Annotated in this window: 22 protein-coding genes and 1 pseudogene; 7 read left to right on the top strand and 16 right to left on the bottom strand. The window is 72.5% G+C overall.

Annotated elements, in window-relative coordinates:
* Positions 1 to 51: 51 nt before the first annotated feature.
* From ACZ7G3_RS09285 to ACZ7G3_RS09260, 6 genes are all read right to left on the bottom strand, one after another.
* Entirely contained in the window at positions 52 to 933 is an 882-nt protein-coding gene (locus ACZ7G3_RS09285; RefSeq protein WP_470924391.1) for an SAM-dependent methyltransferase, read from the bottom strand.
* 124 nt (positions 934 to 1057) lie between these two features.
* Positions 1058 to 2647 carry an ABC1 kinase family protein gene (locus ACZ7G3_RS09280; RefSeq protein WP_470924388.1) on the bottom strand — a complete coding sequence of 530 codons (1590 nt, stop codon included), beginning with the start codon at positions 2645 to 2647 and terminating at the stop codon, positions 1058 to 1060.
* 91 nt (positions 2648 to 2738) lie between these two features.
* Positions 2739 to 3440, bottom strand: a complete 702-nt coding sequence (locus ACZ7G3_RS09275) for a hypothetical protein (RefSeq protein WP_470924386.1) — start codon at positions 3438 to 3440, stop codon at positions 2739 to 2741.
* A gap of 99 nt (positions 3441 to 3539) precedes the next feature.
* Complete coding sequence (locus ACZ7G3_RS09270; protein ID WP_426598507.1) at positions 3540 to 4064, bottom strand: RNA polymerase sigma factor; 525 nt, start codon at positions 4062 to 4064, stop codon at positions 3540 to 3542.
* A 150-nt stretch (positions 4065 to 4214) separates the two neighbouring features.
* Positions 4215 to 5972: an NAD(P)/FAD-dependent oxidoreductase gene (locus tag ACZ7G3_RS09265; RefSeq protein WP_470924384.1), complete on the bottom strand. Its 1758-nt coding sequence runs from the start codon at positions 5970 to 5972 to the stop codon at positions 4215 to 4217.
* A 49-nt stretch (positions 5973 to 6021) separates the two neighbouring features.
* Positions 6022 to 6669, bottom strand: a complete 648-nt coding sequence (locus tag ACZ7G3_RS09260; RefSeq protein ID WP_470924382.1) for a hypothetical protein — start codon at positions 6667 to 6669, stop codon at positions 6022 to 6024.
* A gap of 220 nt (positions 6670 to 6889) precedes the next feature.
* Here ACZ7G3_RS09260 and ACZ7G3_RS09255 point away from each other — a divergent pair, with 220 nt between their 5' ends.
* A complete protein-coding gene (locus tag ACZ7G3_RS09255) occupies positions 6890 to 7381 on the top strand; it encodes an SRPBCC family protein (protein WP_470924550.1) in 492 nt (163 codons plus the stop codon).
* Positions 7382 to 7423: 42 nt separating this feature from the next.
* Positions 7424 to 7726, top strand: coding sequence for a hypothetical protein (locus ACZ7G3_RS09250; RefSeq protein WP_470924381.1), 303 nt, complete (start codon positions 7424 to 7426; stop codon positions 7724 to 7726).
* Here ACZ7G3_RS09250 and ACZ7G3_RS09245 read toward each other — a convergent pair.
* Positions 7678 to 8556: an alpha/beta fold hydrolase gene (locus ACZ7G3_RS09245; protein WP_470924379.1), complete on the bottom strand. Its 879-nt coding sequence runs from the start codon at positions 8554 to 8556 to the stop codon at positions 7678 to 7680. The two genes, ACZ7G3_RS09250 and ACZ7G3_RS09245, sit on opposite strands and share 49 nt — an antisense overlap.
* Before the next feature lie 231 nt (positions 8557 to 8787).
* Here ACZ7G3_RS09245 and ACZ7G3_RS09240 point away from each other — a divergent pair.
* Both ACZ7G3_RS09240 and ACZ7G3_RS09235 read left to right on the top strand, forming a co-directional pair.
* Positions 8788 to 9673 (top strand): annotated as a pseudogene (locus ACZ7G3_RS09240) (RNA polymerase sigma-70 factor).
* 180 nt (positions 9674 to 9853) lie between these two features.
* A complete protein-coding gene (locus tag ACZ7G3_RS09235) occupies positions 9854 to 10615 on the top strand; it encodes a GntR family transcriptional regulator (protein WP_470924378.1) in 762 nt (253 codons plus the stop codon).
* 25 nt (positions 10616 to 10640) lie between these two features.
* On the opposite strand, the gene ACZ7G3_RS09230 is transcribed toward ACZ7G3_RS09235, so the two are convergent.
* From ACZ7G3_RS09230 to ACZ7G3_RS09220, 3 genes are all read right to left on the bottom strand, one after another.
* Positions 10641 to 11795: an ROK family transcriptional regulator gene (locus tag ACZ7G3_RS09230; RefSeq protein ID WP_426598500.1), complete on the bottom strand. Its 1155-nt coding sequence runs from the start codon at positions 11793 to 11795 to the stop codon at positions 10641 to 10643.
* A gap of 100 nt (positions 11796 to 11895) precedes the next feature.
* Positions 11896 to 12558 carry a response regulator transcription factor gene (locus ACZ7G3_RS09225; RefSeq protein ID WP_426598499.1) on the bottom strand — a complete coding sequence of 221 codons (663 nt, stop codon included), beginning with the start codon at positions 12556 to 12558 and terminating at the stop codon, positions 11896 to 11898.
* 14 nt (positions 12559 to 12572) lie between these two features.
* Positions 12573 to 13730 carry a sensor histidine kinase gene (locus ACZ7G3_RS09220; RefSeq protein ID WP_470924375.1) on the bottom strand — a complete coding sequence of 386 codons (1158 nt, stop codon included), beginning with the start codon at positions 13728 to 13730 and terminating at the stop codon, positions 12573 to 12575.
* 108 nt (positions 13731 to 13838) lie between these two features.
* On the opposite strand from ACZ7G3_RS09220, the gene ACZ7G3_RS09215 reads away from it, so the two are divergent.
* From ACZ7G3_RS09215 to ACZ7G3_RS09205, 3 genes are all read left to right on the top strand, one after another.
* The gene (locus tag ACZ7G3_RS09215) at positions 13839 to 14759 is read left to right on the top strand and encodes an ABC transporter ATP-binding protein (RefSeq protein ID WP_470924373.1); all 921 of its coding nucleotides are present in this window, start codon (positions 13839 to 13841) and stop codon (positions 14757 to 14759) included.
* A gap of 2 nt (positions 14760 to 14761) precedes the next feature.
* Positions 14762 to 15487, top strand: a complete 726-nt coding sequence (locus ACZ7G3_RS09210; protein WP_470924371.1) for an ABC transporter permease — start codon at positions 14762 to 14764, stop codon at positions 15485 to 15487.
* A 101-nt stretch (positions 15488 to 15588) separates the two neighbouring features.
* Positions 15589 to 16032: a hypothetical protein gene (locus ACZ7G3_RS09205; protein ID WP_470924370.1), complete on the top strand. Its 444-nt coding sequence runs from the start codon at positions 15589 to 15591 to the stop codon at positions 16030 to 16032.
* Positions 16033 to 16045: 13 nt separating this feature from the next.
* On the opposite strand, the gene mug is transcribed toward ACZ7G3_RS09205, so the two are convergent.
* The 6 genes from mug to ACZ7G3_RS09175 all read right to left on the bottom strand — a co-directional run bounded on the left by mug (position 16046) and on the right by ACZ7G3_RS09175 (position 22063).
* Positions 16046 to 16603 (bottom strand): G/U mismatch-specific DNA glycosylase, encoded by a 558-nt coding sequence (gene mug, locus ACZ7G3_RS09200; protein WP_470924549.1) that lies wholly within the window; start codon positions 16601 to 16603, stop codon positions 16046 to 16048.
* The gene (gene purB / locus ACZ7G3_RS09195) at positions 16600 to 18042 is read right to left on the bottom strand and encodes an adenylosuccinate lyase (protein ID WP_426522222.1); all 1443 of its coding nucleotides are present in this window, start codon (positions 18040 to 18042) and stop codon (positions 16600 to 16602) included. Before purB ends, mug begins: the two co-directional genes overlap by 4 nt.
* Positions 18043 to 18127: 85 nt before the next feature.
* A complete protein-coding gene (locus tag ACZ7G3_RS09190; RefSeq protein WP_470924368.1) occupies positions 18128 to 18910 on the bottom strand; it encodes an SGNH/GDSL hydrolase family protein in 783 nt (260 codons plus the stop codon).
* A 217-nt stretch (positions 18911 to 19127) separates the two neighbouring features.
* Positions 19128 to 20141: a hemolysin family protein gene (locus ACZ7G3_RS09185; protein ID WP_470924366.1), complete on the bottom strand. Its 1014-nt coding sequence runs from the start codon at positions 20139 to 20141 to the stop codon at positions 19128 to 19130.
* Positions 20138 to 21472 (bottom strand): hemolysin family protein, encoded by a 1335-nt coding sequence (locus ACZ7G3_RS09180; protein WP_426598492.1) that lies wholly within the window; start codon positions 21470 to 21472, stop codon positions 20138 to 20140. Before ACZ7G3_RS09180 ends, ACZ7G3_RS09185 begins: the two co-directional genes overlap by 4 nt.
* Positions 21473 to 21634: 162 nt before the next feature.
* The gene (locus tag ACZ7G3_RS09175; RefSeq protein ID WP_426598491.1) at positions 21635 to 22063 is read right to left on the bottom strand and encodes a GNAT family N-acetyltransferase; all 429 of its coding nucleotides are present in this window, start codon (positions 22061 to 22063) and stop codon (positions 21635 to 21637) included.
* Positions 22064 to 22071 lie beyond the last annotated feature (8 nt).

Here is a 22071-nt window from a genome sequence, read left to right as displayed (position 1 = left end):
AGGGCCCCGGACGTCACCATGAGCCCGGGGCCTGCCGTGCCGTCCCGTCCCTCAGCGGCAGGAGCCGCGCACGGACCCCGTCGCCAGGAACACGCACTTCGCCGCCGCCTCGCCGACCAGCGGCAGATACGGGGCCAGACGATCCACCGCGTACGGCAGCGTGAACAGGTCGGCCACCCGCGCGTCCCAGCCGTGCTCCCCCCACCAGCCCTCCGGCTCGGCGAGCTGCCAGTGCCAGGAGATCCCGGTCGCCGACAGCGCCTCCAGGAACGGGGCCACGAACGACGAGGAAGCGGCCCCGGCGTTCACGCACTCGGCACCGAAGGCGCTGCCCGGCGCGGAGAGATCCGTCATCGCGGCGACGATGTCCTCCACCGCGTGCGGCTGGAGGTGGTACAGACGCGTCTCGCACAGCCACGCGGTGGGCCGGCCCGGGTCCATCCCGGCGGCGAGCAGGTCCCCGCCCCAGGAGCCGGCCGGATCGGCGCCGACGGTGGTGCGCCGCCCGCAGGACGGCGGCGCCCCGTCCAGCACGTGCTCCTTGAAGGCCAGCAGCGCCGGATCCTCGACCTCGAAGACATGCACGTCGGCCGGCCAGTCGAGCCGGAAGGCGCGGGTGTCGAGACCGGCCCCGAGCAGAACCACCTGGCGGCAGCCCGAACGAGCCGCCGACACCAGGTACTCGTCGTAGAAACGGGTGCGCACCACGGCCCAGTCGGGGAGCAGCCGCTGGAGGGGGCCGTCGCCCGGGGGAGCCCCGGTGAAGTCCGCCGCGCGCACGAACGCGGCGGCCCATGGATCGCGGACGTACGGCGCCGGCCTGCCGTGCTCCGCGGCGTGCGCGGACGCCGTCCAGAGGGCGACCCGGGACAGTCCGTCCGGCACGAGAACGCCAGGTCCGGGCGGGGGAGTGGGCCGTGCGGTCTCCTGCATGAGAACCCTCCGTGTCGGTGGTGTCGGTGGTGTCGGTGGTGTCGGTGGCGGCTGTGGTGTCGGTGGCGTGGAGGTGATGGCAGTAGTGCCCGGTGATGTCGGTCCGTCGGCCGCCGGGCCCGGCTCAGGGGGATCGGCGACGGCTGAGCAGGATCGCCAGCGCGCCCAGCGCCAGCAGTCCGCCGGAGGGACGGGAGGGCCGCTGGCCGCCCATCGCGGCGGGGGTCCGCGGCTCGTGGACGTTCAGCGCGAACTGGCGGTTGGCGATGTCGGACAGCACCCCTCGGACCTGCTCGGGGCTGGTGACGGCGGTCAGCAGCAGCTCCATGGAGTTGCGGGCGAACTGGTTGCGGCCGAGGAACTCCCGGCCCAGCGCGAAGAGGATCTTCGGCACCTCGCCCTGGAACACCTCCGGCAGCGTGATCTCGGGAGCCAGACAGCGCACCGAGCCGTCGAGGTTCGCGAACGACTTGCCCAGCAGCGACACCGCCGGCGGCGAACCGATGCCCCGTTTGGTCGCCTTGGCCAGCACGGTGGTGAGCGCGACACCGAAGTTCATGTCCTCCAGGGACAGATGCGAGACCTTGGGGACGAAGGCGGCCATGTCGGCGGCGAACGCCGGCATGTTGGCCCACGGCGTCATCCGGCCCATCTCCGCCCAGTGCTGCGCCAGCCCGATGCCGTCGTTCTGTGCCAACGTCATGAAGAGGGGCAGCAGTTGCAGGCTGGTACGCCGGTCCAGGCGGCCGACCATGCCCCAGTCGATCAGCGTCGCGGGTCCGCCGGGCGCGGCGAAGACGTTGCCCGCGTGCGGGTCGGCGTGGAAGAAGCGGTGGACGAAGTACCCGTGGTACATGAAGCGCAGGAGATCCTTGCCGATCTCGACGCGCTCGTCGTCCGTGAAGTGGCTCCGGTGGATGTGCCGTACCGACTTCCCGTCGGCGAGCGACTGGACGAGGACCCGGGGACTGGCGTGCAGCACCCGGGGCACCTCCAGCGAGCGGAACTGCCGGACGTGCTCGCGGGCCTCGTCCATGTTCTGGGCCTCGCCGTTGAAGTCCAGCTCCGGCTCCATCGCGTCGAAGACGGAGCCGAGCATCGCCTCGATGTCGATGACCTCGTTGAACCGGGGTGCGACACGGGCCACGATCTTCGACGCCCGGCGCATCAGGGCCATGTCCGCGAGCACGCCCTCCCGGATGCCGGGGCGCTGGATCTTGACCACGGCCGGGCGTCCGCCGGGCAGCGTCACCCGGTAGACCTGGGCGAGGGACGCCGCCCCGAGCGGGGCGACGGTCTCGACGTCGTCGAAGCGCAGCTTCCAGTCCGGACCGAGGTCCCGCGCCAGCACCGGCTCGAACACCGAGAACGGCTGGACGTCCACCTGGTCGTGCAGGTTCTGCAGCTCGTCCCGGATCGACTGCGGGACCATGTCCGGCCGGGTGGACAGGATCTGCCCGAGCTTCACGTAGAAGGGCCCGAGGCTCTCCAAGGCCTGCCGCACCGCCTTGGCGCGGCGCTGTTCCGCCCCGGTGAACCGGCCCGGGCCGGAGCCGTCGGCGGACCCGGCGGAGGCGGGGGCGTCCTCCGCCGGGGACCGCGTGTCCCGTCCCGCACGTCTCCGCGGCCGGGCCGCCTGTCCCACCTCGTCGGCCACGAGGCCGCCCAGCACCTTGACCACGAGACGCAGCCGATCGCCGACGACAGACGCCATCGCGTGTCATCCTCCTCAGGACGGGATCCGGGACGGGCGGGCGGTCGGCGTGCCCGTCCCGGCCGGCCGGCCGGGACGACGGCACGACCGGTCAGCCCGAGGACGCGGACTGACCGCCCTGGGCCGGCGGGCCGGCCAGGTTCTGCAGGCCCTGGAGCGCCTCGATGAGCTTGGGCAGCACCTGGAGCAGCTGGGTGAGCTGGGACGGGAGCGACATGAGGTCGCCGACCCCGCCGGCGGCCTGTCCGAGGCCTCCGGCCAGCTGCCCGAGCCCGCCGAGGGCGCCGGCCGCACCGCCGACGGCGGCGAGGGGGTTGGCGGCGCCGCCCAGGACGGCGAGGGGGTTGCCCGCCCCGCTGAGCGCGGCGAGCGGGTTGGCCCCTCCCGCGGCGCCGGCGAGCGCGGCCAAGGGGTTCTGTGCGCCGCCGGCGAGCGCGGCCAGGGGGTTCTGTGCGCCGCCGGCGATGTTCCCCAGCTGGCTCGCGGCTCCTCCGGCGAGGCCCGCGAGCGGGTTGCCGCCGCCGACTGCGCCCAGCGCGGCCAGGGGGTTGCCCGCGAGGGCCGCCAGAGGGTTCGCGGCGCCCGCGAGTGCGGCAGCCGGGTTGACCGTGCCGGCCAGGGCACCGAGCACGTTCGCCGGCAGCCCGGCCAGCGTGTCGACGGGGTTGCCTGACCCGGACGACCCGGGCCTGTCGGACCGGTTGAGGATGTCGTCGAAGGCTTCCTTGCTGCTGTCGGCCATATTGCCGACCAGGTCCTTGAAAATGTCCTGGATGTTTTTGTTGTTGGACATGAGTGGAATCCCTTTCCGTTTTCCTGCGATGAGATGCGATGAGAGTGGGGATGGCATCGAACGGGGATCGGTGAGGAAGAGGGAGGAGGATTCGCCCCGTTATTGGGTGCAGCCTTCCAAGGCTTTCGCGCACGCGTTTTTGAGTCGGGCGCGGCCTCTGGTGAAGGCGGCCTCGGCCGCCTTGACGGAAATGTTGTGCATGCGGGCGAATTCCGCAGTGGAAATTCCCTCGGAGCGAGCGAGTATGACCTCCTGTTCCCGCCCGCGCAGGTGTTGTACCTGGCCCAGCAGCCATCTGCCGAAGTCCTCGTCGCAGACGTCCTCCTCGGTCGTCCCGGAGGCGTCCATGGGTGCCGCACGCTGCAGAAGTCTGCTGCGACGCTCCATGTCACGGTAGAAGTCGATGCAGAGGCGAAGTGCCACGGACGTCAGGAAGGAACCGAGTCGATTCTTGTCCAGCGCGGCGTGGGCGGCTGCGCGGGCCATCGTTTCCTGAACGCAGTCCTCGGCGTCCTGAAAGCTGGGCAGTCTTCGTCGAACCAACCGCATGAGGCGGTCCTGATGCTGGAAGATGTCTTCCCAGGAGCATTCAGCGGGCGATTGGCAGGTGGAATGTCTCGCCATCGTGGTTTGCAGCCCGTTGTCTCTCGTATTGAGGAGGGAGAACCGCGGCCGACTTTCTATTTGTCGGCCATGTGGTTTTCCTACCCGAGGCCTTCGAGCGGCAAACCGGAATGTGTACCTCCCGCGGTCGGCAGGAATGATTCTTCGCGGTCATTTCCGCGGAGCCGGACGCCGGGTCCAGTCACGGTTCCAGTTGAACCACATGTCCCGTACGGTCTGGTGCACTAGGGAGCCGCCGGCGCGCAGTTCGGTGGTGTACGCCTGGACGGCCTCCCTGCCCACCATCCGGGCGCCGCCGGTGAAGTAGGACCCGCGCACGTGCCGCGGTGAGCGGAACCTGCCCCACAACAGGATCCTCATCAGCGGCCACAGGGTGAACACACCGGAGGGGCAGCGGTCTTCGGGATCGAGGGTGCCCCACACCGCGGGGCACAGCTCGCTCTCGCGCAGCAGCTCGTAGATGCGCGCGATGGTCCGTTCCTTCGTGGATGTCCCCGCCCGGTAAGCCAGTACGGCGTCCCGCGCCTGGTCGAACAGTCGCTCCACCCACGGGTTGTCGACTCCCTGGAGGCCCCGGTACGGGGGCAGTTCCAGCGCGTCGAAGCAGGTGGGGTCGTGCGTCTTCTCGAACGCCACGGCGGCCTGGTTCTGGGCGTTGGTCCCGTACAGCGTGGTGATGGTCCACACCCGGTTCCAGGCGTTCCACAGGTCGAAGTCGTCGAACGAGACGTAGCTGCAGGAGACCAGGTCGTCGTAGAACCGGAACATGCGCTTGGTCCAGTGGTCCAGGTACGCGAACCGGGCGGTGTCGAAGTCGTCCTGGCGCACCGCCTCGATGAGCCGATGGCCCAGCGCGTTGAGCGCCATCACGGTGACCGCGAGGCCGCTGGAGAAGAGCGGGTCGATGAAGTCACTGGCGTGCGGCAGCAGGCACCACCGGTCGCCGACGACCTTCTGCGAGGCGAACTGCGTGCGATCGGTCGACACGTACGGCCGCACCGCCCGCGCCCGCTCGAACTGCCGCGCCACACTGGGGAACCGGCGCACATGGTGCCAGAACTCCTCCTCCGCCGAGACGTCGTCCGGACGCGGGTACCGGTCCAGATCCAGGTTGACGCCGACGCTGCACAGCTCGCTGGTGCTCGTCGACTGGTTGTCGAACGGGATCACCCACAACCAGCCGCTCCGGAACATGTGGTGGAGCGTCCCCTGGCTGAACGGACTGGGCATTCCGTGCTGCTCGCGCGGCGGTGCCACGGTGTCGAAGGGGCGCACGTCCACCATGTGCGTGAAGATCGTGCGCGACCGGGTGCGGTACGGCGGCTCCTGCCGCAGCCCGAGCCGCTCGGGCAGCACGGCCCGCATCCCGCCGGCGTCGACCACGTACGACGCCCGGAAGGTGCCCCGGTCCCGGGTGACCAGGGTGGCGCCGTCCTCCTCGAACTTCACGTCGTCGACGAGCGTGTGGGTGTACGCGGTGACGCCGTAGGACACGGCGACGTGGAACATGTACGCGTCCACGTCCTGCCGGAAGTAGTGCGAGTCGGGACCCAGCGGCGGGCCCCAGGTGGGGTACTGGGTGCACTCGTCGGGCCGGGTCGGCTCGCCCTCGCGGTGGTAGACGAAGCTGAAGTTCCGTTTGACTCCGCAGTTCGACGACACGTGACGGCGCAGCGTCCCGTTGGTCGCCAGGTGCTCGATCTCCGGGACGCCGTAGCGGCGGGCCAGCACCCGCAGGCCGAACGTGGTCTCGGGGACGGTGGACTCTCCGATGGCGAAGCGGGGGTGTCCGCTGCCCTCCAGCAGCAGCACGCGCACACCGTGGCGTGCGAGCACGGCCCCCAGCATCGTCCCGCCGATGCCGCCACCGACGATGGCGACATCGAAAACACGCTGGTCCTCTTGCATGTCTGCGGTTCCTTTCGCGACGGGAGAAGCGAGTTGTCCGGCTCCGCGGTCACCGGCGGGCGACCACGGACGCGGGCAGCACCCGGCGCAGCCCGCAGGCCGCCACCCGGGCGGAGAAGGAGACGGCGAACCAGGGAGTGGGCGCCAGCCCGGACAGCCGGCGCCGGTCTCCCGGCACCAGGCGCTCGCCGCGCCCGGTGACGTCGAGCCACGCACCGAAGTGCAGCAGCCGCGCCTCGGGCCCGGCGTCGCGCGCGGGGAACGGCCGCATGTGCTCGCGCACCGCGCGGGTCAGGGTCCTGCGCCGTTCGGCGCCCACCGCGTGCCCGGCCAGGAAGAGGTCGAGCAACTCCGCGGAACGACCCGGGAACCCGCCGTGCCCGAGCGGGGCGCGCCCCACCAGTCCGGCGTCGTGGAACGCCGCGGCGGCCAGCAGCCCGACCCGGTCGTAGACCGTCCCCCGGGTGCGCGCACAGGCGTCCGCCAGCAGGAAAGTACGCAGGGAGTGCACGGCCACGCGGGGCGGCAGCCGGCGCATCTCCGTCAGCGCGGCACCCGCGAGAGGATGCCCGAGCAGATCCGCCAGGCCGGGCCGGCCGAGCAGTGGCTGCCACGACCCGGGCAACGCCGCCGGTGGGACGGAGGCCCGGCGCGCGCCCTCGCCACCGGACCCGGGTAACTCGGACCCTTCCTCCATGACCGACTTCCCCTCGCTGTGAGCCGTGCCGACTGTGTCCGTCTCATCTGTCCTTACGCTCGGGCCCCGCCGCACCCCCCACGCACAACAGCCCTCTCCCGACAGCGCGTTGACGCGTGGACGACGGCGCACGGCCCGGAACGCGCGCTCCGGGCGTGCTTTTGGGATGCCCTTTCGGGGGACCTCCGGACGGATGCGTGCTGGCAGTCTGGATTCCGTGATCGCCGTGCTCAACGTTCATGAACGCTCCCTGCCCGCTCCCCCCGAAGAGGTCGGCGTACTGATCGACTCGCTGGGCAGCGAGGACGACCGCCTCTGGCCACCGGACTGGCCGCCCGTACGCTTCGAGGGGCCTCTCGCCGTGGGCGTTCCCGGTGGCCACGGACCGGTGCGGTATGTGGTGAGCCACTACGTGCCGGGTCGGTGGGTGCGGTTCCGTTTCACCGGTCCGCGGGGGTTCGAGGGCTTCCACGAGTTCAGCGTCGAATGCCTCGACGGGCGGCGGACCGTGCTGCGGAACACCCTTGTGGTCCGTCCGCGGGGGGTGCGCTGGCTGGGCTGGGTCCTGGTCGTCCGGCCGCTGCACGACGCGGCGTTCCGGCGCAGCCTGGACTGCGCCGAGCGGGCCCTGACGGGGCGGGTGGCCCACCCGGTCAGGGAGAGCCGGTACGTGCGCCTGCTGCGCGCGGCCGCCGCACGACTGGCCGTGTGACTCGTGCGAATCTGCGGCGCACGGGCGCACGGCAGGTCGTCGATGACCCTCGTCGGCTTCTCGCAGGGCGGCACGATGCCGCGCTGTCACCTGAACGCCCTGGGCGGAGGCCCCGAGGCGCACACGTTCGCCGGCATCGCGCTCGGCAACCACGGGTCACCGCCCAGGGCCTGTCGAACCTCGCGCGCCAGATACCTGGAGCGGTCGAACTCCTCGAAGGCCGAGGGCCGCTACGTCGACACCATCTTCCTGCGGGACTTCGCCCCGGACGACCGCACGCCGCATGTGGGCATGCCCTACGACCCGGCCGTGCTGAAGGAGGCCCTCAGGGCTCGCACCTCCTGAGCGCGGCTGCCGTCCAGGAGGACGCGGGCGACCAGCGCCGGGTCGTCGTTCATCGGGACGTGACCGCAGCCGGGCAGTCGCACCAGCCGGGCCCGCGGAATGGTGCGCTTGGCGCGTATGCCCTGCCGGGGCAGGAGCAACCGGTCCCGGTTGCCCCACGCCACCGTGACGGGGATGCCGGGGACGTCGTCGGTGAACAGCACGCTCCGTCCGGCCCGGAGCGTCTCGTCGAACCCCTCGGCACGCGCGAGCGCGAGCGTCTCGGCGACCACGGCCTCGGGGGAGCGGCGGCCGGGACGGGCGTAGATCGTACTCGTCAGGGCGGTGCGGCCGATCGCCGTGCGGGAGAGTCGCTCGACGAGGGGCAGGGGCAGATTCCGGGCGGTCCGGCGCATCCCCGTCAGCATGCCGAAGGCGTAGCGCCGCTCGGCCTGCGTCCAGAACCCGGCCGGTGACAGGGCCGTCACCGAACGCGCCAGGTTCTGGCGGCCGAGTTCCAGGGCCAGCAGGCCGCCCAGCGAGTTGCCGGCCACGTGCGGCCGGTCGACTCCCAGGGCCGCGCAGAAGGCGTGGAGCAGGGCGGTCGTCGTCGGCAGATCGTGCGGCAGTCCGTGGGGCAGTGCGGCCGACTGCCCGAATCCGGGCAGATCCACGGCTATCACCTCGCGCTCGGTCGCGAGGATGTCGACCACCGGGTCCCAGGCCTGCCGGTGATGGCCGATGCCGTGCAGCACAAGCAGCGGCTCGCCGGTGCCCACGCGCGCGTAGGCGAGGGTGATGTCCCGTGGGCCGTGCTCGGTGGGGGCCGTGAAGGAGAGCGTCGCGGACATGTGGCTCCTTGTCGGGAACGCGTGTTCGTGTGGCATGTGTCGTAGGGAACGCATGTCTTGGGGAACGCGTGGACGATGGCGGCGTTGCATAGACAGAGTGTCAGCAAGAGCTACCGACGGGTAGCCCCCGGTCGCCGGCCTTCGCCGGCCTTCGCCGGCCTTCGCCGGCAGGGTGGCGGGTACGGGCGGCTCCGCCTGGACACGGCCGGACGAGTCCGCTGGGATGGGGCGGTGACCACCGACACCGCGACCGACGTCTTCGAAGAGCACCGCCCCGTCCTCCTGGGAGTCGCCTACCGCATGCTGGGCCGGCTGGCCGACGCGGAGGACGTGGTCCAGGAGGCCTGGCTGCGCTGGTCCGGTGCCGACCGGTCCGGCGTCCGCGAACCGCGCGGCTACCTGGTGCGCGTCACCACCCGCCTCGCCATCGACCGGCTGCGCCAGATCAAGTCGCGGGGCGAGACGTACGTCGGCCCGTGGCTGCCCGAGCCCTACGTCACCGACTTCGGGGACACCGTGCCGGACTCCGCAGCGGGCCGTCCTCGCCGACTCCGTGTCCTTCGCCGTCCTCGTCGTCCTGGAGTCGCTGTCGCCGCTGGAGCGGGCGGTGTTCGTCCTGAGGGAGGCGTTCGGATACCCGTACGCCGAGATCGCCGCCATGCTGGAGCGCGGGGAGGCCGCGGTGCGCCAGCTCGCCGGGCGGGCCCGCAAGCACGTCGACGAGCGGCGGCCCCGCTACGACGTCGATCCCGCGCAGCGCCGGGACCTCACCGAACGCTTCCTCGCCGCCGCGGCCGACGGCGACCTCGAAGGGCTGATGGCGCTGCTCGCTCCGGACGTCCGCCTGGTGGGCGACAGCGGTGGCAAGTCCAGGGCGCCGCTGCGCGTGGTGGAGAGCGCGGACAAGGTGGGCCGCTTCCTGCTCGGCGCCGCGCAGAAGGGGATTCCGGACGTCTCCTTCCGCCCCGTGGAACTCAACGGCGGCCCGGCCCTGCTGGTCCTGTCCGCGGGCACGCCCGACTCCGTGTTCCAGCTGGACGTGGCCGACGGCCGGATCCAGGCGGTGTACATCGTCCGCAACCCCGACAAACTGCGTTCCCTGGCCGCCCTCGCCTGACCGGAGCGCCTCCCCGCCGCGGCCCGAGCCCCCGTCCTGTGACGGGGGCCTCGTCGCCCTGCCGCAGGGTTGGTCTTGACCAAGGGTGTGGGCCGTTTTATCGTCGCAGAGAACTACAACAACCTTTAATAAACAAGGGCGTCAAAACGCCGCCGGACCACGGCGATTGCGGAGGACAGGGTGGGGACCACGCAGTTGGGATCGGTGGCGGAACCGAAGTACTGGCATCTCAGGACCGTCCTCAGCGAAGCCCTGGACTCGGAGTTCTCGGTGGGTGAGATCCTGCCCAACGAGCGGGATCTCGCCGCCCGCTTCGGGGTCGCCCGCGCCACGCTCCGCCAGGCCCTGGAACAGCTCGAACTGGAAGGCAGGCTCCAGCGCCGACGCGGCGTCGGCACGACCGTCGCCCCGCCACGTGTCGGCGTGGCCGTCGGCACCCGGCAGCACGTCTGGCCCGGGACCTCCGACGACGCCTGGCATTCGGCCGACTGCACCCTGGCGGCTCCGCCGGCGGCCGTCGCCGACGCGCTGGACACCGGCCGGGACGAGCCCGTGCACACCGTGCGCCGCTCCCGCGTGACGCACGGCCAGCCCGTCGCGGCGGAGCTTCTGTACATCCCACCGGCCTCGGTGCCCGACCTCACCTCCATCGACGCGCCCTCCGGCGCCGCACGCGCGCGTGCCGTGCTCCGCGAGCTGCGGCGCGGAGAACTGGAGCGGCAGGAGAGCGCCGTGGAGCTGGGATCGGCCGGCGCGGAGGACGCGAAGGAACTGGACCGCCTTCCGGGGGCACCCGTCCTCGTGGTCACCACCCGCTACCTGGCCAAGGGCCGCACCGCCGCGCTCTCCGTCGCCACGTACCGCGCGGACACCTGCCGGCTGACGTTCGGGGACTCCGGCGACGTGGAGATCCACCACGGCCCCGAGACCAGGGCCTCCTGACCGCCCCGGGCCGGGCATCGGCGGGTCAGCGGCGTGCCGTCGCGCCCTCTACCGCGAACAGCTGCTCCTCCACATGGTCGAGGGCCAGTCGCAGCGAACCCGTCGCAACGGCGGCCTCGCCCAGGAGCGACAGGGTCACCCGCGGCGGGCGCAGGCAGTAGCGGGCCAGCTCCCGTCGCAACGGTTCCAGTACGCCGTCCAGCCCGGCCGCCCAGCCGCCGATGACGACCAGTTCCGGGTCGAGGGCCAGCACCAGCGCCGCCACGTCGTGCACCAGACGCTGGATGAAACGCTCGACGGCCGCGCGGGCCCGCTGGTCGCCCTCGCGGGCCTCGGCGAACACCTTGGCCACCGCCTGCTCGTCCAGGGGATGCAGCGGCTGGTCCGTGGTGGACAACAGTGTCTCCGGCGTCACCTCCCGGCCCAGCAGATGCAGCGCGCCGATCTCGCCGGCCGCCCCGCCGTACCCCCGGTGCAGCCGCCCGCCGATCAGCGCCCCGGCCCCCGGACTCAGCCCGGCCAGCACGAACACGACGTCGTCGGACTCGGTGGCGGCGCCCTTCCAGTGCTCGGCGACCGCCGCCGCGTTCGCGTCGTTCTCGACCAGCACCGGGCACTTGAAGGAACGGCTCAGCCGCTCGCCCAGGCGCAGCCCTGTCCACTCGGGCAGCGCGGTGCTCAGCCGCACCGTGCCGTCCGCCTCCACGATCCCGGGCGTGGCCGCCCCCACGGCACGCAACGAGCCGCGCGCGACACCGGCCCGGCGCAGCAACTCGGCGACGGCGGTGCGCAGCCGCTCCAGCCGCTCGTCGGCCGAGGCGGTCTCGTCGACGTCCTTGGCCTGAGCGCCGATCACCCGGCCGTCCAGGCCGGACAGGAGCGCGGCGACGCGGTGCGGCCCGATCTCGAGACCCAGCAGATGCCCGGCCTCCGCCCGGAACCGGAACCGTCGCGCGGGCCGCCCCTGCCGCCGGGCCGCGCCCTCGTCGGCGGCCGCCTCGACGACGAGACCCGCCTCGATGAGCCCCTCGACGACACCCTCGACGGTCGGCCGGGACAGTCCCGTCACCCGGGTGATCTCGGTCAGCGTCGCGCAGTCCGTGGCACGCAACGCGTGCAGTACCACAGCGGAGTTGATCCTCCGCAGCAGCGACGGATCCCCGCCGGTCAGCCCGCCCAACGTCAGTCCTCCCAGCTCGTGCGCGTGTTGGCCGGATCGTACTCGGCCCGCTCCGCCCCGGCGAGTGCCGGTCCGCCCCTTCCCGGAATGCCGCGGTGCCTCACCCCGGCGCCACGAAACCCGACTCGTACGCCGTGATCACCGCCTGTGTGCGATCCCGCGCCCCCAGCTTCGACAGTACGGCGCTGACATGCGACTTCACCGTCTCCGTACCCACGGTCAGCCGGGCGGCGATCTCCGCGTTCGACAGCCCGCGCGCCATCAGCCGCAGCACCTCGCCCTCCCGCTCGGTCAGCTGCGCCCGCTCCAACTCCGCGCGGGCCGCGCGGTTACCGCCGTCGTCGCCGTACTCGGCGGCGAGCTGCCGCACCGAGGCCGGGAACAGCAGGGAATCGCCCTCGGCGATCAGCCGTACCGCGTGCACGATCTCGGCCGGCCGGGCCCGCTTCAGCAGGAACCCGTCGGCGCCCGCGCGCAGTGCCTCGTACACGTACTCGTCGTTCTCGAAGGTCGTCACCACGAGGATCTTCGGCGGGTCGGTCATCGTCCGCAGCAGCGCGCGCGTGGCCTCGATGCCGTCCATCAGGGGCATCCGGACGTCCATGGCGACCACGTCCGGCCGTACCTGCCGCACCAGCGGGATGACCGCCGCCCCGTCGGCGGCCTCACCGACCACCTCGATGTCGGGCTGCGCCTCCAGCACGGCCCGCAGACCTGCGCGTACGAGGGGTTCGTCGTCGACGAGGAGCACTCTGACCGGCATCCGGCCAGGGTAGATCAGCTCGGCGGCAGCTCGACGCGCACCTGCCAATCGCCGGCGTCGTCGGGTCCCGTGTGCGCCCGGCCGCCCAGCAGCGCGGCACGCTCGCGTATACCGCGCAGGCCGCTGCCGCGTCCGGGGGTGACCCTCCCGTCCGGCAGCGGATTGCGCACCTCCAGGGTGAGCGCACCGTCTCTCACCTCGACGCGGACCCGCGCCGGTACGGCACCCGCGTGCCGCAGCACATTGGTCAGCGACTCCTGGAGGATGCGGTAGCCCTCCCGGGAGACGGGGCCGGGCAGGGTCTCCACGGGGCCCGTGACCTCGGCGTCGACCTTCGCCCCGGAGGCGCGGGCGGACTCCAGGAGACGGTCGGCGTCCGCGAGCGTCGGCCGGCCGCTCGCGGGCCCCTTGGTCTCCCGCAGGACACCGAGCACCCGCTCCAGGTCCTCCAGGGCCGCCCTGCCGGTCTCCTCGATCGCGGTCAGGGCCCGGTCGGTGAACTCGGGACTGTTCGCCGTACGCGCGGCCCCCGCCTGCACGACGGCGACGGTCAGCGCGTGACCGATGGAGTCGTGCAGCTCGCGGGCGATGCGGTTGCGCTCCAGGAGCTGCTCGGTGCGTTCCTCGAGGGCGCTCAGCCGTTCGGCGGCGGACGGTCCGAGGAGCGCGCGGGCCGCCGCCGTCACCAGGACCCCGAGGCCGACCACGGCGCCGTACAGCGCGAGGAGGGGGAGCACCGCGAGGAGCGCCCACACCCAGTGCGGGTCGGTGTCCCGCAGCACCGGTATGTCGTCGACGCGGTACCCCAGGGAGTGCCGGACCATCTCGACGGCGATGAGCGGCAGCCACACGCAGACCATCGAGGTCAAGGCGCCCAGCAGCATGCGGAGCTCCAGCCACGCCACCGTGCGCAGCCGGTCGCTGCGGCTCGCCGAGGGGGTGACCGAGAACGCCGAGTCCTCGTGGCCGGGGGTGAGGAGCAGGCGCGCCTGCACCCCCTCGCCGGTCCGCACGGCCGGGATCAGGCCGACCGGGACCAGCACGAGCAGGGGTCCCCAGGGCAGGTGCGGCAGGACGAACATATACACACTGAAGGCCGCCATCGGCACCCACAGGTGCAGCAGGCGTGTGTACGTCGTCCCGCGGACCAGCGGGCGCAGCAGGCGGACCATCCCGTCATCGTGCCACCCGGCACCGACAGCCCGGCTCCCCCGCACGGGGGAGAGGCTCCCCGCCCGTGGGGGAGGCCACGACCCGGTACCAACCGCCACGCTGCTTCCATGACCAGCATCGACGTCCAGAACCTCACCAAGGAGTACGGCACCCGACGAGCCGTCGACGACCTCACCTTCACCGTGCGCCCCGGCCGCGTCACCGGCTTCCTCGGCCCCAACGGCGCCGGGAAGTCCACCACCATGCGGCTCGTCCTGGGCCTCGACCGGCCCACCTCCGGGACCGCGACCGTCGGCGGACGCCCCTACGCCACCCTGCACGAGCCGTTGCGGCACGTCGGCGCCCTGCTCGACGCGCAGGCCGCGCACGGCGCGCGCACCGCCCGGGACCACCTGCGCGTCCTCGCGGCGAGCAACCGCGTCCCGTCGCGCCGGGTCGACGAGGTGATGGAGGAGACGGGCATCGCGTCGGTGGCCCGCCGCCGGGTGCGGACGTACTCGCTGGGCATGCGCCAGCGGCTGGGCATCGCCGCCGCCCTGCTGGGCGATCCCGAGGTGGTCATGCTGGACGAGCCCTCCAACGGGCTGGACCCCGAGGGCATCATCTGGATCCGCGGACTGCTGCGCGGGCTCGCGGCCGAGGGCCGCACGGTCCTGGTCTCCAGCCACCTGATGAACGAGACCGCGTCCTTCGCCGACCACCTGGTCGTCCTCGGCCGGGGCCGCCTGCTCGCCGACACCCCGATGCGGGAGTTCATCGACGCGCGCGTGCAGCCGCGTGTCCGCGTCCGTACGTCGGACGCCACCGCCCTGAAGGCCGCCCTGGCCCGGCACGGCCACGATGCCGTGGAACACGACGACGGGTACTGGACCGTGCACGACGCGCGCGTGGACGACATCGGTCGCGCCATGTCCGGCGCGGGAGTCCCGATCCTCGAACTCTCCTCGGACGAAGGCACGCTGGAGCAGGCGTACCTCGACCTGACGGCCACCGAGACCGAGTTCACCGCACAGCCCCAGGAGGTCTGACCATGTCGTTCACGCCCGTACTCCGCTCGGAGGCGCTCAAGGTCCGCACCCTGCGCTCGCTGTGCGGCACCCTGCTGGCGGTGTTCGCGGTCACCACCGCCTTCTCCGCGCTGGCCGGAATCTCCGACACCTCCCAGCCCGAGTTCGATCCGCTGTTCATGGCGCTCTCCGGTGTCATGCCCGGCCAGATCGCCGCCGTCGCCTTCGGGGCCATGGCCGTCTCCTCCGAGTACCACGGCAACGGGATCCGGCTCTCGCTGGCCGCCGTTCCGCGGCGCGGACGGTGGTTCGCGGCGAAGCTCGTGGTCGTCGCCGTACCCGCGCTCGTCGTGGGGCTGCTCACCGCGCTCGCCGCCCTCGTCGCGGCCCGGGCGGGCCTCGGCCCGGCTGCGGACGGGCTCACCACCGGCGAGCAGGTGCGCGGCGTCGTGGGCTGCGGGATCTACCTCATGCTGATGGCGCTGCTCGCGGCCGGCCTCACCGCGCTGTTCCGCAGCGGCGTGGCCACCCTGTCCGTCCTGATCCCGTTCATCCTCATCGTCTCCTTCGTGATCGGGGACGCGGTGGGCGGCGTCACCGACTTCCTGCCGGACAAGGCGGGGCAGGTCGTCCTGTACCAGACGCACGAGGGAACTCTGGGGCCCTGGGCCGGACTTGCGGTGACCGCGCTGTGGACGGCGGCAGCCCTGCTGGCGGGAGCCTGGCGGCTGCGCAGCCGGGACGCCTGACACCACCCGGCCGCCGGTGCCGCCGGTACCGGCCGCCGCCCGGCAGCACCGGCCGCCTGACGCCCCGCCAATTGTCAGTGGCGGCCGGTTTACTGGAGGGCATGGACATCGCGCGGCACATCGCCCTCATCGACGAGCTGTGCTTCCGGCCGTTCCCGGCGGAGCACGGCCCGTCGGACGCGGGCACCGGGGGCCCCGGCCACTTCGTGGCGGTCCTGGAGAGCAGCCACGGCCTGCGCGGCGGCAACCGGGCGGAGCGGGCCGTGACGGTGGAGCAGTACGAGAAGGAACGGGACGCCCTCCACGAACTGCTCGCCGCACGCTGGGGCCGGACGGACCCCTGGAACCTGCAGACCGTCCTGCTGCGGACCGAGCGGGAGGAGATACCCGAGCCGTGGGCCGAACTCAGCACCCGCGCGCGCGTGGCGTATCTCTGGAAGGCGGAGGGCACCGGCCGCTGGGTGGGGGTGGCGGTCGCCGACCGGGACGACGAGGCGGACGAGGTACAGCTGCTGGCCGTCGTCACGGAGCAGGCACCGCCGTGACGCCCGCCCGCGCCTACGCCTGCTGCTCCGCCTCCGCCGCGACCCGCAGCCGCGCGAACTCCTCCGCCATCGTCTGCGCCGTCCAGTGCGCGTTGAGCCCACTCGGATTGGGCAGCACCCACACGCGCGCGCCCCCGATCGTCCGCGCCTGCGGGCCCACGCGGGCCTTCGGCTCGTCGAACGCCGTCCGGTACGCGGTCACACCGACCACGGCCAGCCAGCCGGGACGCAACCGTGCCACCTTCAGCGCCAGCACCCGACCGCCCTCCCGGTACTCCTCCGCGGTCAGTTCGTCCGCCCGCGCGCTGGCCCGCGCGACGACGTTCGTGATGCCGAGTCCGTACGACGGCAGCTCACCCTGCTCCGACGGCTTCAGCAGCCGTGGCGTGAAACCGGACAGGTGCAGCACCGGCCAGAAGCGGTTGCCGGGACGGGCGAAGTGGTGGCCCGTCGCCGCCGTCATCAGCCCGGGGTTGATGCCGCAGAACAGCACGCGGAGACCGTCCGCGACGACGTCCGGTACGAGACGGTCGCGGGCGGCCTCCAGCTCCGCCTGGGTGAAGCGCGTCAGAGGATCGCTCCGGGGGTGTAGCCCGCGGCGGCCGGGTGCTGCTTGACGATCTCCTCGATCCGGGCGACGACGACGCCGACCTGGTCGGCGGCGGCGCCCGTGAAGGACAGCTTGTCGGCCATCAGCGCGTCCAGCCCGGCGCGGTCCAGGGGGATGCGCTCGTCGGCGGCCAGCTTGTCGAGCAGCTCGTTGCGCTCGGCGCCCTGCTCGCGCATGGCCAGCGCGGAGGCGACGGCGTTCTCCTTGATCGCCTCGTGCGCGACCTCGCGGCCCACACCGGCCCGCACCGCGCCCATCAGGACCTTGGTGGTGGCCAGGAACGGCAGGTAGCGGTCCAGTTCCCGGGCCACGACGGCCGGGAACGCACCGAACTCGTCGAGCACGGTCAGGAACGTCTCCAGCAGCCCGTCGAGGGCGAAGAAGGCGTCGGGGAGAGCCACCCGGCGCACCACCGAGCAGGACACGTCGCCCTCGTTCCACTGATCGCCCGCCAGCTCGCCGGTCATCGAGGCGTAGCCGCGCAGGATCACCATCAGGCCGTTGACGCGCTCGCAGGAGCGGGTGTTCATCTTGTGCGGCATCGCGGAGGAGCCGACCTGGCCGGGCTTGAAGCCCTCGGTGACCAGCTCGTGGCCGGCCATCAGCCGGATGGTCTTCGCCAGCGACGACGGCGCCGCCGCCAGCTGCACCAGCGCGGTGACGACCTCGTAGTCCAGCGAGCGCGGGTAGACCTGGCCGACCGAGGTGAACGCCTGCGAGAAGCCCAGGTGCCCGGCGATCCGCTGCTCCAGCTCCGCCAGCTTGCCCGCGTCCCCGCCGAGCAGGTCCAGCATGTCCTGAGCGGTGCCGACCGGGCCCTTGATGCCGCGCAGCGGGTAGCGGCCGAGCAGCTCCTCCACCCGGCCGTACGCGACGAGCAGCTCGTCGGCGGCGGTGGCGAACCGCTTGCCGAGCGTCGTGGCCTGCGCGGCGACGTTGTGGGAGCGGCCGGCCATGACCAGCTCGCCGTACTCGCCGGCCAGCTTGCCCAGCCGGGCCAGCACGGCCACCGAGCGGTCGCGGATCAGCTCCAGGGAGAGCCGGACCTGGAGCTGCTCGACGTTCTCCGTCAGGTCGCGGGAGGTCATGCCCTTGTGCACGTGCTCGTGCCCGGCGAGGTCGTTGAACTCCTCGATCCGCGCCTTCACGTCGTGCCGCGTGACCTTCTCGCGCTCGGCGATCGAGGCCAGGTCGACCTGGTCGAGGACGCGCTCGTAGTCGGCGATCGCGGCGTCGGGCACCTCGATGCCGAGGTCCTTCTGGGCCCGCAGCACGGCGAGCCAGAGCTGCCGCTCGAGCTTCACCTTCTGCTCGGGCGACCAGAGCGTGGCGAGCTCGGCGGAGGCGTAGCGTCCGGCGAGGACGTTCGGGATGCGGGGCTTGGCGGGAGCGGAAGTCACGTAAACGGATTCTACTGGCGATTCCTGCAGGCCAGCTCCCCGGGGCTCTTCGTCGGAACCTACGAAGGGTGCGTGGGTGCGGGGATCACGGAGTGAGGTCCTCGTACGGCAGCAGCTCCGGGCGCTTGGGCGGCAGGCCGTCCCCGGACGACCGGCCCGTCAGCCTGCGGCCGATCCAGGGCAGCAGGTACTGCCGGGCGAAACGGACGTCCGCGGTCCGGCGCATGACCCAGCCCGGCGGCGGCGTCGCCGGGATCGGCGCGTGCCACTCGGGGTCCTCGGGCTCGTAACCGAGCGTCTGCCACACGGCCTCCGCGACCCGGCGGTGCCCCTCGGCGGTCAGATGCAGCCGGTCCACGTCCCACAGGCGGGGGTCGGCCAGCGACTGGGCCCCGTACAGGTCGACGACCACGGCGCCGTGCCGCTCGGACAGGTCGTCGATGATGGCGAACAACGCCTCCATGCGCGGCCGGAACCGCTCCAGCACCGGACCCTGGCGCCCCGGACTGCGCATCAGCACCAGCTGCTCGCAGTTCGGGGCGAGCCGCTCCACCGCCTGCGTCAGCAGATCCCGTACCCGGGCCATGTCGCACTTGGGCCGCAGCGTGTCGTTGAGCCCGCCGACCAGCGTGATCACGTCGGCTCCCATGGCAGCCGCCACGTCGATCTGCTCGTCGACGATCTGCCCGATCAGCTTTCCGCGCACCGCGAGGTTCGCGTACCGGAAACCGGGGGAGCGGGCGGCCATCCGCGCGGCGAGGAGGTCGGCCCAGCCCCGGTAGGAGCCGTCGGGCAGCAGGTCCGACATGCCCTCGGTGAAGGAGTCGCCGACGGCGACGAGACTGGTGTGGGTGGGATTCGTCTGCATGGCGACAGAAATGGTAGCCCCTGCACATACCCGCCGGTCGGTCGCCCTTCGGGTCCACGCCGCCCTTCGGGTCCGCACCCCTCTCCGAGTCCGCCGGCACCCGTCCTCGCCCCCGGCTCGGCACCCGTCCTCGCCCCCGGCTCGGTACCCGCCCTCGCCGCTCCGGCCGGCACCCGTCCTCCGCCTCCGGCCCGGCACCGCCCTCCGTCCCGCAGACTCACGTTCGCTGCCCGAACAGTTCCCGGAGTACGTCCTCCATGGTCACCAGCCCCGCCAGCCGCCCGTCGGACCCCAGCACGGCCGCCACGTGCGTGCGGCTGCGCCGCATCGCGGTGAGTACGTCGTCCAGCGGGGTGCGCTCCCTCACCCGGGCGATGGGCCGCATGTCCCGCAGCCGGAAGGGCAGGTCCCGCGGTGAGGCGTCCAGGGCGTCCTTCACATGCAGGTAGCCGACGATCCGTCGCCCGTCGTCCACCACCGGGAAACGGGAGAACCCGGACTCCGCCGACAGCCGCTCCAACTGCTCCGGAGTGATGCCCACGCGCGCGTGGACGACGCGTTCCAGTGGCAGTACCACGTCCCGCACCGGCCGCCGGCCCAGCTCCAGGGCGTCGTGCAGGCGCTCCTGCGCCCGGTCGTCGATGAGCCCGGCATCACTGGCGTCCTTCACGATCTCGGCCAGCTCCGCATCCGTGAAGGTCGCGGAGACCTCGTCCTTCGTCTCGACCCTGAGCAGTTTGAGTACCGCGTTCGCGAAGGCGTTGATCGTGAAGATCACCGGGCGCAGCGCCCGGGACAGCGCCACCAGCGGCGGCCCGAGCACCAGCGCACTGCGCACCGGCTCGGCCAGCGCGATGTTCTTCGGCACCATCTCGCCGAGCAGCATGTGCAGATACGTCGCCAGCGCCAGGGCGATCACGAAGGACATCGCGTGCCCCGCGCCGGACGGCACGCCCACCGCGTGGAACACCGGCTCCAGCAGGTGTGCGATCGCCGGCTCCGCGACCACGCCGAGGACCAGTGTGCACAGCGTGATGCCCAGCTGCGCCGCCGCCATCAGCGCCGACACGTGTTCCAGACCCCACAGCACGCTCTTCGCGCGCCGGTCGCCCTCCTCGGCGTACGACTCCACCTGGCTGCGGCGCACGGAGATCAGCGCGAACTCGGCGCCCACGAAGAACGCGTTGACGACGAGCGTCGCCAGACCGATCAGCAGCTGCACGGCGGTCACCGGCCGGGCTCCTCTTCGTTCGCGTCGTCGAGCGGAGCGTGCAGCAGCACCCGGGCCGCCCTGCGACCCGTGGCGTCCACGACGTCCAGCCGCCAGCCGGCGACCTCCAGGGTGTCGCCGACGGCGGGGATGTGCCCCAGCCCGGCCGCGACCAGCCCGGCGACCGTCTCGTACGGCCCCTCGGGCACCTTGAGTCCCAGGCGCGTCAGCCGGTCCACGCGGGCCGCGCCGTCGGCCCGGTACAGCGCGCGCCCCTGTTCGTCGGTGCCGGCCGGATCCAGCTCGGGCGTCTCGTGCGGGTCGTGCTCGTCCCGCACCTCGCCGACGACCTCCTCGACGATGTCCTCCAGCGTGGCCACACCGGCCGTCCCGCCGTACTCGTCGATCACGACGGCCATCGTGCGTCGCCCGGAGAGCCGGTCCAGGAGCCGGTCGACGGTCAGTGACTCCGGGACGAGCAGCGGCTCGCGCATCAGCTCGGCGACCGCGATCCGGCCCCGCCGTTCGGCCGGCACCGCGAGGACGTCCTTGACGTGCGCCGTTCCGACCACGGCGTCGAGGGTGTCCCGGTAGACGGGGAACCGGGACAGCCCGGTCGCCCGCGTCGCGTTCGCCACGTCCTCGCACGTCGCCCGGGCGTCGAGGGCGACGACCTGCACGCGCGGGGTCATCACGTTCTGCGCCGTCAGGTCGGCGAGGTTCAGGGTCCGCACGAACAGCTCGGCGGTGTCGGCCTCCAGCGCGCCCTCCTTGGCCGAGTGCCGGGCGAGCGCCGCCAGCTCCTGCGGCCCGCGCGCGGACGCGAGTTCCTCGGCGGGCTCCACACCGAAGCGGCGCACGATGCGGTTGGCCGTGTTGTTCAGATGGGTGATGAAGGGACGGAAGGCCGCGCTGAACCAGCGCTGCGGACCGCCCACCCGTCTGGCCACGGCCAGCGGCGAGGAGATCGCCCAGTTCTTCGGCACCAGCTCGCCGACGATCATCAGGAAGACCGTCGACAGCGCCGTGCCCAGCACCAGCGCCAGCGAGGAGGAGGCAGAGCGCGAGATCCCGGCGCTCTCCAGCGGGCCCGCGATCAGCGCCGCGACCGACGGCTCGGCGAGCATGCCGACGACCAGATTGGTGACCGTGATGCCGAGCTGCGCCCCGGACAGCTGGAAGGTCAGGTTCCGTACGGCCTTCAGGGCGCTCGCCGCACCCCGCTCGCCCCGCGCCGCCGCCCGTTCCAGCTCACCGCGCTCGACGGTGGTCAGCGAGAACTCGGCCGCGACGAAGGCGCCGCACGCGAGCGCGAGCAGGATCGCCACCAGCAGCAGGAGCACTTCGGTCATCGGGTCACCTCGGGTCCATGATCGGCCAGGACACGGAGGTTCGCGCGATGTCGTGCGCCGAGGGGACGCGCCGGGCGACGTGCCGGGAGACGCGCCGCGGCAGGCGCCGGGAGAATCGCCGATGGGGACTGGACTCGCTCATGCGCCGGTGGTCACAGCCTTTCAGTCGGGGAGGGGCTTCACCCAGCGTCGCCACTGCTCCTCGGGCGCGTACCCGGCCGCCCGCCAGGCATGCTGGGCCCGTTCGTTGCGCCGCAGCACCATCGCGTCCCCGCGGCGCCCGCCGAGCCGGACGAACCGCTCCTCCGCGGCCGTGAGCAGGGTCGAGCCGATGCCCTGGCGCCGGTGGTCCGGGTGCACCGCCAACCGGTACAGATGGCACCGCCAGCCGTCGAAGCCCGCGATCACCGTGCCCACCAGGTCGCCGCCGCGTTCGGCCAGGATCAGCGCGTCGGGGTCGCGGGACACCAGCCGCTCCACCCCCTCCCGGTCGTCGCTGATGCTCGTCCCCTCCGCGGCCACCTTCCAGAAGGCGAGCACGGCGTCCAGATCCCCGGGCCGCCCGGCGGCCCGTATACGCAGTTCGGTCATGCGGCGAT

This window comes from Streptomyces sp. NPDC037271 (assembly GCF_055603605.1).
This window is presented reverse-complemented; position numbering and strand designations above follow the sequence as displayed.